This window comes from Dyella sp. 2YAF14 (assembly GCF_052114725.1).
In the GTDB taxonomy this organism is placed as follows: domain Bacteria; phylum Pseudomonadota; class Gammaproteobacteria; order Xanthomonadales; family Rhodanobacteraceae; genus Dyella.
This window is the reverse complement of the sequence record NZ_JBFRFH010000001.1, coordinates 125396-137637: the sequence shown is the minus strand read 5'-3', so window position 1 is coordinate 137637 and position 12242 is coordinate 125396. Positions and strand designations below refer to the sequence as shown.

Annotated in this window: 11 protein-coding genes; 8 read left to right on the top strand and 3 right to left on the bottom strand. The window is 65.6% G+C overall.

Translation table 11 applies throughout. The features are described from left to right. Nucleotides 1-36 precede the first annotated feature (36 nt). Nucleotides 37-1545 (top strand): transglycosylase SLT domain-containing protein, encoded by a 1509-nt coding sequence (locus AB4Y82_RS00665; RefSeq protein WP_441603481.1) that lies wholly within the window; start codon nucleotides 37-39, stop codon nucleotides 1543-1545. A gap of 78 nt (nucleotides 1546-1623) precedes the next feature. Here the strand turns inward: AB4Y82_RS00665 and AB4Y82_RS00660 are convergent, their stop codons facing one another. From AB4Y82_RS00660 to AB4Y82_RS00650, 3 genes are all read right to left on the bottom strand, one after another. Then, nucleotides 1624-2058 carry a hypothetical protein gene (locus tag AB4Y82_RS00660; RefSeq protein WP_441603480.1) on the bottom strand — a complete coding sequence of 145 codons (435 nt, stop codon included), beginning with the start codon at nucleotides 2056-2058 and terminating at the stop codon, nucleotides 1624-1626. A gap of 152 nt (nucleotides 2059-2210) precedes the next feature. After that, on the bottom strand, nucleotides 2211-3056 hold the full coding sequence (asd, locus tag AB4Y82_RS00655; RefSeq protein WP_441603479.1) for an archaetidylserine decarboxylase: 846 nt from the start codon (nucleotides 3054-3056) through the stop codon (nucleotides 2211-2213). A gap of 92 nt (nucleotides 3057-3148) precedes the next feature. Continuing rightward, nucleotides 3149-4279 (bottom strand): FG-GAP repeat domain-containing protein, encoded by a 1131-nt coding sequence (locus AB4Y82_RS00650; RefSeq protein ID WP_441603478.1) that lies wholly within the window; start codon nucleotides 4277-4279, stop codon nucleotides 3149-3151. Nucleotides 4280-4512: 233 nt separating this feature from the next. On the opposite strand from AB4Y82_RS00650, the gene prmB reads away from it, so the two are divergent. From prmB to AB4Y82_RS00615, 7 genes are all read left to right on the top strand, one after another. Continuing rightward, the gene (prmB, locus tag AB4Y82_RS00645; RefSeq protein ID WP_441603477.1) at nucleotides 4513-5439 is read left to right on the top strand and encodes a 50S ribosomal protein L3 N(5)-glutamine methyltransferase; all 927 of its coding nucleotides are present in this window, start codon (nucleotides 4513-4515) and stop codon (nucleotides 5437-5439) included. 6 nt (nucleotides 5440-5445) lie between these two features. Beyond that, nucleotides 5446-6009 (top strand): GNAT family N-acetyltransferase, encoded by a 564-nt coding sequence (locus AB4Y82_RS00640; protein ID WP_441603476.1) that lies wholly within the window; start codon nucleotides 5446-5448, stop codon nucleotides 6007-6009. Nucleotides 6010-6043: 34 nt separating this feature from the next. Then, the gene (gene aroC / locus AB4Y82_RS00635; protein ID WP_441603475.1) at nucleotides 6044-7132 is read left to right on the top strand and encodes a chorismate synthase; all 1089 of its coding nucleotides are present in this window, start codon (nucleotides 6044-6046) and stop codon (nucleotides 7130-7132) included. Nucleotides 7133-7181: 49 nt separating this feature from the next. Further along, complete coding sequence (locus AB4Y82_RS00630) at nucleotides 7182-8201, top strand: 2-hydroxyacid dehydrogenase (RefSeq protein ID WP_441603474.1); 1020 nt, start codon at nucleotides 7182-7184, stop codon at nucleotides 8199-8201. 113 nt (nucleotides 8202-8314) lie between these two features. Continuing rightward, complete coding sequence (locus AB4Y82_RS00625) at nucleotides 8315-9343, top strand: aspartate-semialdehyde dehydrogenase (RefSeq protein WP_441603473.1); 1029 nt, start codon at nucleotides 8315-8317, stop codon at nucleotides 9341-9343. Further along, nucleotides 9343-9633, top strand: coding sequence for a hypothetical protein (locus AB4Y82_RS00620; RefSeq protein ID WP_441603472.1), 291 nt, complete (start codon nucleotides 9343-9345; stop codon nucleotides 9631-9633). The genes AB4Y82_RS00625 and AB4Y82_RS00620 overlap by 1 nt, the downstream gene beginning before the upstream one ends. 182 nt (nucleotides 9634-9815) lie before the next feature. Beyond that, the gene (locus AB4Y82_RS00615; RefSeq protein ID WP_441603471.1) at nucleotides 9816-12176 is read left to right on the top strand and encodes a FimV/HubP family polar landmark protein; all 2361 of its coding nucleotides are present in this window, start codon (nucleotides 9816-9818) and stop codon (nucleotides 12174-12176) included. The last annotated feature ends 66 nt before the right edge of the window (nucleotides 12177-12242 follow it).

Here is a 12242-nt window from a genome sequence, read left to right as displayed (position 1 = left end):
TAAGGTCGCCGCTTCAGCCAGGTAGTGAAGTCATTCATGGTTTTTCCCGTCGTATACCGCTCCCTGCGCATGGCGCCTCTTGCCGTTGCCGCGATGCTGATGGCTGCGTGTTCCAGTGGCGGCGGCAGCAAGCCCGTCGCTCCCACGCCGCAGGCCAATCAGCTTTACGCGCAGCTGGACCAGGCCAGCAAAGGCTATGAAACGGCGCTGACGCAGGCGCGCGCCGGCAACGCCCAGGCCTCGCAGCAGACGCTCACCACGGCGCTGGATCAACTGCAAAGTGCCTCCGCGCATTGCCCGTCGACGCCGGGCTGCGATCCGCAGCGTTTCTTCTCGGCGTTCGATCGCCTGTTGCGCCTGAAGGATGGCAACTTCGACCTGGGCGACGACATGGGCAGCATGGGCGACGACTTGCCCGAAGGCAGCGAAGCCGGCAAGACCGGTGCGGCCAGCCTGCCCGAGGCGCAGCGCAGCGTGACCTTGCTGCGCGGCCAGCAGCTGTCCCAGCTGATCGCCATGAATGGTCCGGTGAAAGCGGCGCTGGAGATGTGGCTCACCCAGTGGCGCGGCAACCTGATGGATGCCTACGTCAACTACCAGTTCCTGCGCTATCAGATGTGGCCGGAATACCAGAAGCAGGATCTGCCCGAGGCGCTGCTGTTCGGCATCATGGCCAAGGAATCGGGCGGCAAGGTGCATGCGATATCGCGCTCCGGCGCTGCCGGGCCGCTGCAGTTCATGTACGCCACCGGCCTGCGCTTTGGCCTCAATACGGAAGATGGTTTCGACTCGCGCTTCGATCCTGCCGAGTCCGCGCGCGCCAACGCGGAATACATGGACGAGCAGCTCAAGGCGTTCAACAACAACCTCGAGCTGACCCTGGCCGCCTATAACGGCGGTGAGGGCCGCATGCGCCGACTGGTCGGCGACAACACCACGGTGAGCCTGTACGACCCCACCATCTACAACCAGCTCTCGCAGGAGACGCGCGACTACGTGCCCTCCGTGCTGGCGGCGGCATGGCTGTTCCTGCATCCGGAGAGCTACAACCTGCGCTTTCCGCACGTGGATGGCGCGCAGGGCAGCGTGGTGTTGAAGCGTCCCGCGTCGCTGACCGAGCTCACCGTTTGCCTGGGCTCCGCCGCCGGCATGCAGGATGGCTGGTTCCGCACCTTGCGCAACCTCAATCCGCGGCTGGATCCGCAGGTCAGCCAGCCCACCGGCGTGCGCATCATGCTGCCCAAGGTGCTGGAGAAGTCTTACGAAGCGCGTTGCACCACGGGTCCCTGGCCGATCCTGGCGAACGACCTGCACACCGCGGTGATCCCGGTGGTGCCTTCCTCGCCGTCACCGCCGCCTGCGGCTCCCTCGCGCAGTTCCAGCACGTCGCGCACGCGCAACTACACGGTCAGGCGCGGCGACACCCTCACCAGCATCGTCAGCAAGGCGAGCTGCTCCTCGGTGCAGGAGGTGTCGGAGATGAACGACCTCAGGCATCACCAGATCAAGCCGGGGCAGGTGCTCAAGTTGCCGACTTGTCGGTGATGACTGCGCCTTAGCCATCGCAACAACGAAAAACGCCGCCTTTGAGGGCGGCGTTTTTTCATGGGCGAGTGGGAGGACTCAGGCCGCGGCAGGCGCCTGCATCCAGGTCTGCATGGGATCGGCGCGATGATCTTCCTTCAGCCCGCGCAGCAGCCGCATCAGGTCGCGGTGGTGCGGCTGCAGGTTCGGGTGCGGGGTGTTCTTGGTCTCGTGGTAGGCCACGGCCAGCCACAGTGCGATGCCGCGCATGGCCACCTCGGGGTTGTCCGAGCGTGCGCGGGCAAGGCCGATCTCGGTGCCCTGGCCCCAGGGCAGGTAACGCTCTTCCGGGGGCGTGCCGTACAGATGCGGAAAGTCGCCGCGCGAGGCCTGGCCGATTTCGCGTAGCGCCATGGTGCCGAGGCGGGCGCGGCTGCGCTTGGGCAGGGCATGGATCTGGCGCTCGATTTCGCGCAGCTGCCTGCCTAGCTGGCGACTGCGGTTCATCGCGATGAGTCGGGTGACGATGCGCATGGACGGTCCTCGGTCTGGCCTGGGGATGGCGCTCGCGCAGGGGCGTCGCCGAGCGGGAGCATAGCCGCGCCCGGCGCGGGGAATGCGCCAAAAAGGTCACAAAACGACGAAACGCGTCACTCGCGGCGTCAATAAATTGACGGGCGGCTTGCTTAAGCCCCGACTTCCACGCCCAGGCGCTGGCCCACCTGCACATGCTGCTGCGAGGCCAGCTGATCCAGTTCCGCCATGCCTTCGGGGAACAGCATGATCACGGTCGAGCCCATATTGAAGCGGGCCATCTCGGCGAATCGCTCCAGCGTGATCTGCTGGCCGGCGAACGACTTGCGACGGATCGACGAGGCATACGGCGGTATCACCAGCCCGTCCCATACGGTGGCCACGCTCGAGACCAGGATGGCGCCCACCATCACCACCACGAACGGGCCGTGCTCGCCATCGAAATGGCAGACCAGCCGCTCGTTGCGCGCGAACAGGCGCGGAATCGCTTCCACTGCAAACGGTGCGACGCTGAAGATGCGGCCGGGCACATGCACGGTCTCCTTCAACGTTCCCTTCAGCGGCATGTGCACGCGGTGATAGTCGCGCGGCGACAGATAGATGGTCGCGAAGCGCCCGTTGCGATACGGCGTGGCACTGGCCTCGTCGCCGAGCAGTTCGGCGGCGGTGTACTCCTGGCCCTTGGCCTGGAAGATGCGCCCATCAACGATCTTGCCCATCTGGCTGATCTTGCCGTCGGCCGGCGAAATCAGGGCCTTCGGATCAGCATCGGCACGGCGTGCATCGGCCCGCAGCTTGCGGGTGAAGAACGCATTGAAGTGCTGGTAGGCGAGCGGATCGGGCTGCGCCGCCTCGGCCATATTGACCTGATAGTTGCGCACGATGGTGCTGATCAGGAAGTTCTTCCACGGCTTGAAGGTCCAGCGCGTGGCCCAGTAGACCACCCGCGACAGCGCGCGGTGGGGCAGGATGTATTGCAGGAGTACGTTGAAGGTCATCCCGCAAGTATGAACGATGACGGCGTCGATTGCCTCGGGCCGGGGCGCATCGGGGAAGGTCGGCGACCGGGCGGGCCGCCGACCTTCGTTTCTTAGTGACCTGACCCCAGCAAAGCCCAGCCGGTCGGATAGCTGGCGATGGCGGTGGCCTGCCAGATGTTGCTCCCGGGCGTGAAGGCCCCGTACGTACTCGTGTACCAGGTCAGGCGTCCCGGCGCCTTCGGCGTGGTGGCCGCGTTGGCGGTGTCGTTGCCCCAGAGCAGCACGGCTTCGTTCGCTCCATCCATATTGCCGGTGGCGCCCAAGTAGTCACCCTGGTTGATCGGCAGGCTACGGATGGCATTGAACGTGGTCAGTCCTACATTGCCTTGCTGGTCGTAGTAGCGTACCCATTCGTACTGCGTGAACTGCATAGCGGCATCGTTCTGCACATACACGTTGATGCCGCCGCCGTCGCCGGCGAGAGCCGTCCCGATGATGTGACCCTGCGGGTCGTAGTTGCCCAGGAAAGTGGACGTGAAGCCCGAATCCGTGCCTGCCCATAGGTAGACGTCATGGGCGTCGCTGGTCCACAGCAGGTCCAGGTGATTGGATAGCAGGAAGTGTCCGAACCCGGCCACGTGATAGCCGCAGGTCGCCTTGATTACCTTTCTTTCCAGCACGGTGGCGCCTTGCATGCGCCAGTAGCCGAACTCGCACTTGCTGTCGTTCCACCACAGCAGATCGGCGTTGTTGTCGCCGTCGATGTCGCCTGCGCCCAGCAACTGCCAGCCTTCCGGGTACGTGCCGATGTGGGTGGAGTCGAAGCCCGTACCGTTGGATGCCCACAAGAAGAGTTTGCGGTCGGCGTTGGTGAGTACCAGGTCGACCATGCGATCGCCGTTGAGGTCGCCCGTGGCGCCGACGTAATAGCCGGCGGGCACGTGAAATGCCTTGCGTGCGCCTGCGATGTACGGCTGGGGATAGGTGTCGCCCCAGCCTGACAGCCAATAGCCCACCTCATTTTTCTCGGCGTTGACCCAGAGCAGGTCACTCAGGCCGTCACCATCGACGTCGTTTGGCGCGACATAGGAGTAGTCCGCGCGAAACACTTCATTGGCTTCCTGCAGAAAAGCAGGCCAGGGCGTCACCGCCGTTGAGCCACCCGTGTCGGTTTGCGCCATCGCAGGCATAGAGAAACCCGCAGCCAATGCGGCCGCGATGACCAGCTTCCTTACGTTCATGTTTTCCCCTTGTTGAGTGAGTGCGACCCAGCGGACAGGTCCCCTCCCATGGCTGGTCGCGGGCGGATTTTTGCGAGCGCGCTCGGCGGCCCACAATTGGCCAAAGGGGGTGCTGGCCGCTAACTGTGAATTCCATCCACTTTTGGACGGCCGGGGTGGCCCCCGGCAGCAGCGGGCGGCCGCTGGCCGGCAGCGGCTATACTGTGCGACCCCTTCACGCCCATGTGCCCGCCGTGACCCACGAACTCGCCTCCATCATCGACTTCATCCGCTACGGCGCCAGCCGCTTTTCGGCGGCCGGGCTGACCTTTGGGCACAGTCACGACAATCCCATCGACGAGGCCACCCATCTGGTGCTGGCGAGCCTGCACCTGCCGCCGGATATCCCGCCGGCCTATGGCGCGGGCCGGTTGACCAGCGAGGAGCGCGAGCGCGTGCTGGCGTTGATCGAGCGCCGCGTCAACGAGCGTCTGCCGGTGGCCTATCTGGTGGGTGAAACCTGGTTTGCCGGCCTGAAGTTCAAGAGTGATCGCCGCGCCCTGGTACCGCGTTCGCCGATTGCCGAGCTGATCGAGTCGGGTTTCCAGCCGTGGCTCGATCATCGCCATGTCGAGCGCGCCCTGGACCTGTGCACGGGCTCGGGCTGCATTGGCATCGCCATGGCAGAGTTCAATCCGGACTGGCAGGTCGACATCGTCGACATCAGCGATGACGCTCTGTCGCTGGCGCGCGAGAACATCGCGTTCCAGCACGTGGAAGGCCGCGTCGAGGCGGTGAAGTCGGACCTGTTCAACGGCCTGAAGGGCCGTCGCTACGACCTCATCGTGTCGAACCCACCGTATGTCACCGAAGACGAATACGCCGCGCTGCCGGGCGAGTACAGCCACGAGCCGAAGCTCGGCCTGACCTCGGGCGAAGATGGCCTGGACATCTGCGTGCGGATGCTCAATGAAGCGGCCGACTATCTCACCGAAGACGGCCTGCTGATCGTCGAAGTGGGCGAGAGCGAGCGTCAGCTGGGCGAGTTGCTGCCGGAAGTCCCGTTCGTGTGGATCGAGTTCAAGGTCGGCCCCATGGGCGTGTTCGCCCTGGAACGTCGCGACCTGATCGAGCACGCCGAGGCGATTCGCGCGGCGGCCGAGGCGCGCAAGGGTCGCTGAGCGATCATGCGGCTGACCACGGCGCGGTTGCGTATCGATGCCCTGCATGAGGGCGATGCGGCCGCGCTGTTTGGGTATCGCGCTGACCCCGAGGTGTCCCGCTACCAGGGTTGGTGTCCGCAGACGCTGGCCGATGCGGATAGTTTCATTCGAACCCAAATGGCACTGGATAAGCCGCCGCAGTGCCGCTGGTTTCAGCGCGCCATCCGTAGCAGCGATGACGGCGTGCTGCTTGGCGATGTTGGCTTCTGCCTCTCCGACGAACAGGCCGAGATCGGCATCACCATCGCGCCCTTTGCGCAGGGGCAGGGCTACGCCGGCGAGACGCTGCAGGCACTGTTCCATGCCTTGTTCGGCAGCCTGGCCGTCCATCGCATCTACGCTTCGGTCGACCCGCGCAATACGCCCAGCATGGCCTTGCTGGCGTCCGTCGGCATGCGCCAGGAAGCCCATTTCCGCGAGAGCCTGCTGTTTCGCGGCGAATGGGTGGACGACGTGGTGTTCGCCCTGCTGGCGCGCGAATGGCGCGATCGCGGCGTAAACGACGCAGGATTTGCTGCATCGCGCTAAGCTGTGGCGGTTATCCCGCAGACGATCGAGCCTCGTGTCCAGCAACTCCTTCGGCAAACTGTTCACCGTCACCACGTTCGGCGAAAGCCATGGTCCGGCCATTGGCTGCGTCATCGACGGATGCCCGCCCGGCCTGTCGATCGACGCGGAAGAGTTCCGCACCGATCTTGATCGCCGCGCCACCGGCAAGAGCCGCCACACCTCGCAGCGCCGCGAGGCGGACGAGGTGGAGATTCTTTCGGGCGTCTACGAAGGCAAGACCACCGGCACGCCGATCGCCTTGCTGATCCGCAACACGGATCAACGCAGCAAGGATTACGGCAATATCACCGAGACCTTCCGTCCGGGACACGCCGATTACACCTATTGGCAGAAATACGGCATCCGCGATCCGCGTGGTGGCGGTCGTTCCTCGGCGCGCGAAACCACCATGCGCGTGGCGGCTGCGGTCATCGCCAAGAAGTGGCTGGCCGAACGCTACGGCGTGCGCGTGCGCGGTTATCTCGCGCAGATCGGCGATATCACGCCCGGTTCGTTCGACTGGGATGTGGTCGAGCAGAATCCATTTTTCTGGCCCGATGCACACGAAGTGTCCACGCTGGAGTCGTACATGGATGCGCTGCGCAAATCCGGCGACTCCGTCGGCGCGCGCGTGAACGTGGTGGCCGACGGCGTGCCGCCGGGCTGGGGCGAGCCGATCTACGGCAAGCTCGATGGCGACCTCGCCTCGGCGCTGATGTCGATCAACGCGGTGAAAGGCGTGGAGATCGGCGATGGCTTCGGCGTCGTGGCCCAGCACGGCAGCCAGCATCGCGACGAGATGGCGATGGACGGCTTTGCGTCCAATCACGCCGGCGGCATTCTCGGCGGCATCAGCACGGGGCAAGAAGTCTTGGCCTCGATCGCGCTCAAGCCGACCTCGAGCATTCTTATTCCCGGCCACAGCGTGAATCTGGCGGGTGAGGCGGTGGACGTGGTGACCAAGGGCCGCCACGACCCCTGCGTCGGCATCCGCGCCACGCCGATCGCCGAGGCGATGATGGCGCTGGTGCTGATGGACCACGCGCTACGCCATCGCGCCCAATGCGGCGACGTGGGCGAGGTATTGCCGCGTATTCCCTGAGCTCTCCCGGTCTCTGTTGGGGCCGGGCCCCGTACGAAGAAGATCGTTGATGACTGCCAAACCGAAAGTCTGGGTATCGCGCCCCCTGTTTCCCGATGTGCTGGCCCGCCTGGCCGAATACTTCGACGTCGACGCGGAAGCTGTGGAGCATCGCCACTCGGCCGATGAGCTCAAGCACAAGCTTGCCGGCGTCGATGCGGCCATCGTCGGCCTGGCCGATCGCATCGATGCCGGCGTGCTCGAGGGCAATACGCGTCTGAAAGTGGTCGCCAACCTTGGGGTGGGCTACAACAACCTGGATGTGGACGCGCTGACCCGCGCCGGCGTCCTCGCCAGCAACACGCCGGACGTATTGAACGAAAGCGTCGCCGACTACGCCTGGGCGCTGATGCTCGCCGCGGCCCGTCGCGTGGGCGCCGCCGAACGCTGGCTGCGGGCCGGACAGTGGCCGGGCAGCAATATGCGTTTCGACGACTGGCTAGGCCTGGACGTGCATGGCCGCACGCTGGGCATCCTGGGTATGGGCCGGATCGGGCAGGGTATTGCCCGCCGCGCTGCGGGCTTCGATATGCGCGTGCTCTATCACAACCGCTCGCGCCTCCCCGAGCTGGTCGAGCGCGAGTGCCAGGCCACCCTGGTCAGCAAGGCCGAGCTGTTGCGCCAGGCTGATTACCTGGTGCTGGTGCTGCCGTTCACGCCGGAGAACCGCCATGCCATCGGCGCACCGGAGCTGGCCCAGATGAAGCGCTCGGCGGTGCTGGTGAACATCGCCCGCGGCGGCATCGTCGATGATGCGGCGCTCGCGCTGGCGCTGCGGGAAGGTAAGCTGGCGGCGGCCGGACTGGACGTGTTCGAGGGCGAGCCGGCCGTGCATGCGGACCTGCTGGCGCTCGACAACGCCGTGCTCAGCCCGCATATCGCCAGCGCCAGCGAAGAAACCCGCCGTGCGATGGCCAACCTGGCGGCGGACAATGTGATCGCAGCGCTTGGCTTGGGCGAGGCGGCGGGAAAACCGCCGACCGCGCTCAATCCGGCGGTTTTGGCACGCTGGTCTGCACATAAAGCGTGATGACATTCACGCCCGCGCGTGTCGCAGGTTGTTTTGCGCGCCGCCCCGGCTAGATTTCCGCTGAAGCGGAGATCGGGGACGGTTTTCCGATTCCTCCTACCTGATTACGGAACATGAGCAAGAAGAGCAGCTACAAGGTGGCAATGGTCGGCGCCACCGGCGCCGTGGGCGAGACCCTGCTGGCGATCCTGGCCGAGCGCGAATTTCCCATCAGCGAACTGGTCCCTCTGGCCAGCGAGCGCTCCGCCGGTGAGAAAATCAGCTTCGACGGCAAACAGGTCACCGTGCGCAACCTTGCCGACTACGATTTCGACGGCGTCGATATCGCCTTCTTCTCGGCTGGTGGTTCGGTGAGCCGCGAGCACGCGCCGCGCGCCGCTGCCGCGGGCGCCGTGGTGATCGACAACACCTCCGAATACCGCTACCAGGACGATATCCCGCTGGTGGTGAGCGAAGTGAACCCGCACGCCATCGCCGAGTACACCACGCGCGGCATCATCGCCAATCCCAATTGCTCGACCATGCAGATGCTGGTGGCGCTGGCGCCGATCCATCGCGCCGTGGGCATCGAGCGCATCAATGTGGCGACCTACCAGTCGGTATCCGGCGCCGGTCGCAGCGGCATGGAAGAACTGGGCAAGCAGACCTCCGCGCTGCTCAGCTTCCAGGAAGTGGAAACCAGGAAATTCCCCAAGCAGATCGCCTTCAACGTGATCCCGCACATCGACGACTTCCAGCCCAACGGCTACACCAAGGAAGAAATGAAGATGGTGTGGGAGACGCGCAAGATCCTCGAAGACCGCACCATCCAGGTGAACCCCACCGCGGTGCGCGTGCCGGTGTTCTACGGCCATGCCGAGGCGGTGCACATCGAGACGCGCGAGAAGATCAGCGCCGAGCAGGCGCGCGCACTGCTGGAAAGCGCCGACGGCGTGGTGGTGATGGACGAGCGCAAAGCCGGTGGCTATCCCACGCCGGTGGGTGATGCCGCCGGGCAGGACCCGGTGTTCGTCGGCCGCATCCGCGAGGACATCTCGCACGAGCGCGGCCTGGACCTGTGGATTGTCGCGGACAACATCCGCAAGGGTGCGGCGCTCAACGCCGTTCAAATCGCAGAACTTCTGATCGAGGACTATCTGTAATGAAGCATGTGCTGACCGGGTTGGTGATGTGCGCTCTGGTATCCGTGGTACCCGCTCGGGCGGCACAGCCGTCAACCTCGCCGGCCGCACAGGCCGCCGATCAGAAACAGTTGGATCAGGCCATCGAGAAGCAGCAGGCCGCGCTCAAGCAGCTGCAGGGCGACGTGGCGCGTGAAGAAAGCAAGTCTCACGACACCGATGCCAAGCTCAAGCAGCAGGATCAGACCATTGCCGAGCTCCAGGCCCAGCTGAAGGCCGCGAAGGCGGCACCCCCGTCCACCGGGCATTGAGGGCAGGCGGCGACCCCCGGGTCACCGTTTTACGAGAACAAGCACTTGCAAAGTGCTGTAAATACTGATCAACGCTATTGTTGATTGGCTTGTATCTAACTAAAGTGACGCCTCGTTGCAGGCGCTGCCGTTTTTCGGCATGCGGATAAGAAAACGTCACGGGGTCGTTCGGGGGAAACACGATGAATCGTTCGTTGAAGCTGTCGATGCTGCTGGCGCTTGCCCTCGGCAGCAGCCAGGCAGCCGCGCTGGAACTGGGTCAGATCCAAGTGAAATCCGCCCTCGGGCAGCCGCTGCTGGCCGAAATTCCGCTCAATCCCGCCAACGCGGCCGAGCTGGAGAATCTCACGGCCCGGCTGGCTTCCTCCGAGGATGCGGCCCAGGCCGGCGTCGCGGCCGGTCCCACGGTTCCCCTTTCCTTCGCGGTGGTGGATGGCGCCAACGGCAAGAAGGTGATCCGCATCACCAGCGCCGCCCCCGTCAATGACCCCTATCTCGACCTGCTGGTCGAGGTGAACAACGCCTCGGGCAAGAGCCTGCGCGAGTTCACCATCCTGCTCGACCCGCCGGGCAGCGCTGTCAGCAGCGTGCCGGCAACGCGCGCGCCGACCCAGTCCACCGGCAAGTCGTCCCGCCGCGCCACGGCGAGCCCGCCGGCCGCGACCAGCACCGAATCCACCGCCGCCGCTCCCGCGCCGGCCGCAGAACCCAAGCCGGCCAAGCCCGCGCCGACGCCGCGCGTGGCCGCCAATGGCACGTTCACGGTGGAGCGCGGCCAGACGCTGTCCGCCATCGCCCACGAGACCGCGCCGCAGGGCGTGGACATGAACCAGATGCTGGTGGCCCTGAAGACGGCCAATCCCGACGCCTTCTATCGCGACAACATCAACGCCCTGAAGAGCGGCGCGGTGCTGCGCGTACCGTCCAAGGAAGACGCCCAGTCCATGACCGCGGAAGCCGCGGTGGCCGAAGTGCGTCGCCAGAACAGCGATTGGCGCTCCGGCGCTGCCCGCACCCCGACCACGGTCGCCGATGCCGGCACCCGGGCCAACGCCTCGTCGGCGCCGACCTCGGGTGCGGCCGGTGGCGATCACCTGGCCCTGGTTCCCGCGAAGGAAGGCTCGGACAACGCCGCCGGTCGCGGCAGCAAGGCTGACAAGGCCGCTGCCGAGAAGGGCATGGCGGCGCTGCACCAGGACCTCCTGCGCAGCCAGGAAGCCCTCACCTCGCTGACCAAGCAGGGCGATGAGCTCAAGTCGCGCCTGAAGGACCTGGAAGACATCAACAGCAAGAACGAACGCTTGCTGTCGCTCAAGGACAACGAGATCGCCGAGCTGCAGCACAAGCTGGCGGACGCCCGCAAGACGGGTGGCCAGCCGGCCGCAGCGGCCACGGCGCTTGCCTCGGCACCCGCCAAGGCTGCCTCGGTGAAGACCGCCGAAGCCGATACCGTGGTGAAGGCCAACGAGCCGGCCACCACGCCGGCGGCAGCTGCAACCGTTGCCGGCGTCACGCCGGCTGCCAGCACCAGCGCACCGGCCCATGCCAGCACGGCAGCGCTCGCCGCCGCCAAGCCCGCGGCGGCCAAGCCTGTAATCCAGGCCAAGCCCGCTCCCGTGGCGGATGAAGAACCCTGGTTCATGCAGACCTGGGCCTGGGGTGCGGGTGCGGCGGTGGTCGTGCTCGGCCTGCTGGCTGCGCTGCGTGGACGCAGCCGCAAGACGGCAGCCCCGGCAGCGGCAGGCGCTTCGTCGCTGGCCGATCGCTTCGGCACCGTCCCCAACGGCGAGGGCCTCAGTGCCGATCCCGATCAGGACGAGCTGCTCGACCAGCTCGCCGAGCATCCGGATGACATCGGCCTGCACCTGGAACTGGTCAGCCTGTACTACAGCCGTCGCGACGTCGATCATTTCGAAGCCGCCGCCGAAGCCATGCATGCGCATATCTCCGACGAGCAGCAGCCGGAGTGGGTGGATGTGATGCACATGGGCGAAGACCTGGTGCCGGAGCATCCGTTGTTTGCCCATGGCGCTGTACATGCACACGCCGACGACGAGCACGAGGCACTGGATCAGTTCGACCTCGGCAACTATGCCAAGGATCACAACGACATCCCGCCGATCCCGACGCCGTCCGTGCAGCATGCGCCGAAGGTCAGCGGCTATCACTTCGACTTTGACCTGACCCCGCGCCCGGCGCAGGGGCAGGCTGGCGCCGCGGCATCGTCCGCCGCGAAGGAAGAACCGGCAGACACGAGCTGGCACTTCGAAGAGCCCGAAGGCGAGCCCCTGGTCGAAGAGCACGCGCATAGCGTGAATCACGGCCTGGACCATGATCTGGAAGCGGAAGGCGAGCACACCCTGGGCAACCAGCTCGGCGGTCATTTCACCGACGATCCGGTGGATACCAAACTCGACCTGGCGCGCGCCTACCTCGACATGGGCGATCCGGATGGCGCACAGGCCATGCTGGACGAAGTCCTGCACGAAGGCACGCAGATGCAGAAGGACGTGGCCAAGCGCTTGCTCGAGAGCATCCGATAAGCAGTGAAGCCGGCGGCTGCGCCGCCTGTGAAGGGTAAATAGTGAAAAACGGCGCCTTCTGGGCGC

Excerpts from the sequence above, each read along its gene's own strand:
- AB4Y82_RS00665 (WP_441603481.1), top strand. The coding sequence starts at position 37 with ATGGTTTTTCCCGTCGTATACCGCTCCCTGCGCATGGCGCCTCTTGCC.
- AB4Y82_RS00660 (WP_441603480.1), bottom strand. The coding sequence starts at position 2,058 with ATGCGCATCGTCACCCGACTCATCGCGATGAACCGCAGTCGCCAGCTA.
- asd (WP_441603479.1), bottom strand. The coding sequence starts at position 3,056 with ATGACCTTCAACGTACTCCTGCAATACATCCTGCCCCACCGCGCGCTG.
- AB4Y82_RS00650 (WP_441603478.1), bottom strand. The coding sequence starts at position 4,279 with ATGAACGTAAGGAAGCTGGTCATCGCGGCCGCATTGGCTGCGGGTTTC.
- AB4Y82_RS00640 (WP_441603476.1), top strand. The coding sequence starts at position 5,446 with ATGCGGCTGACCACGGCGCGGTTGCGTATCGATGCCCTGCATGAGGGC.
- AB4Y82_RS00630 (WP_441603474.1), top strand. The coding sequence starts at position 7,182 with ATGACTGCCAAACCGAAAGTCTGGGTATCGCGCCCCCTGTTTCCCGAT.
- AB4Y82_RS00625 (WP_441603473.1), top strand. The coding sequence starts at position 8,315 with ATGAGCAAGAAGAGCAGCTACAAGGTGGCAATGGTCGGCGCCACCGGC.
- AB4Y82_RS00620 (WP_441603472.1), top strand. The coding sequence starts at position 9,343 with ATGAAGCATGTGCTGACCGGGTTGGTGATGTGCGCTCTGGTATCCGTG.
- AB4Y82_RS00615 (WP_441603471.1), top strand. The coding sequence starts at position 9,816 with ATGAATCGTTCGTTGAAGCTGTCGATGCTGCTGGCGCTTGCCCTCGGC.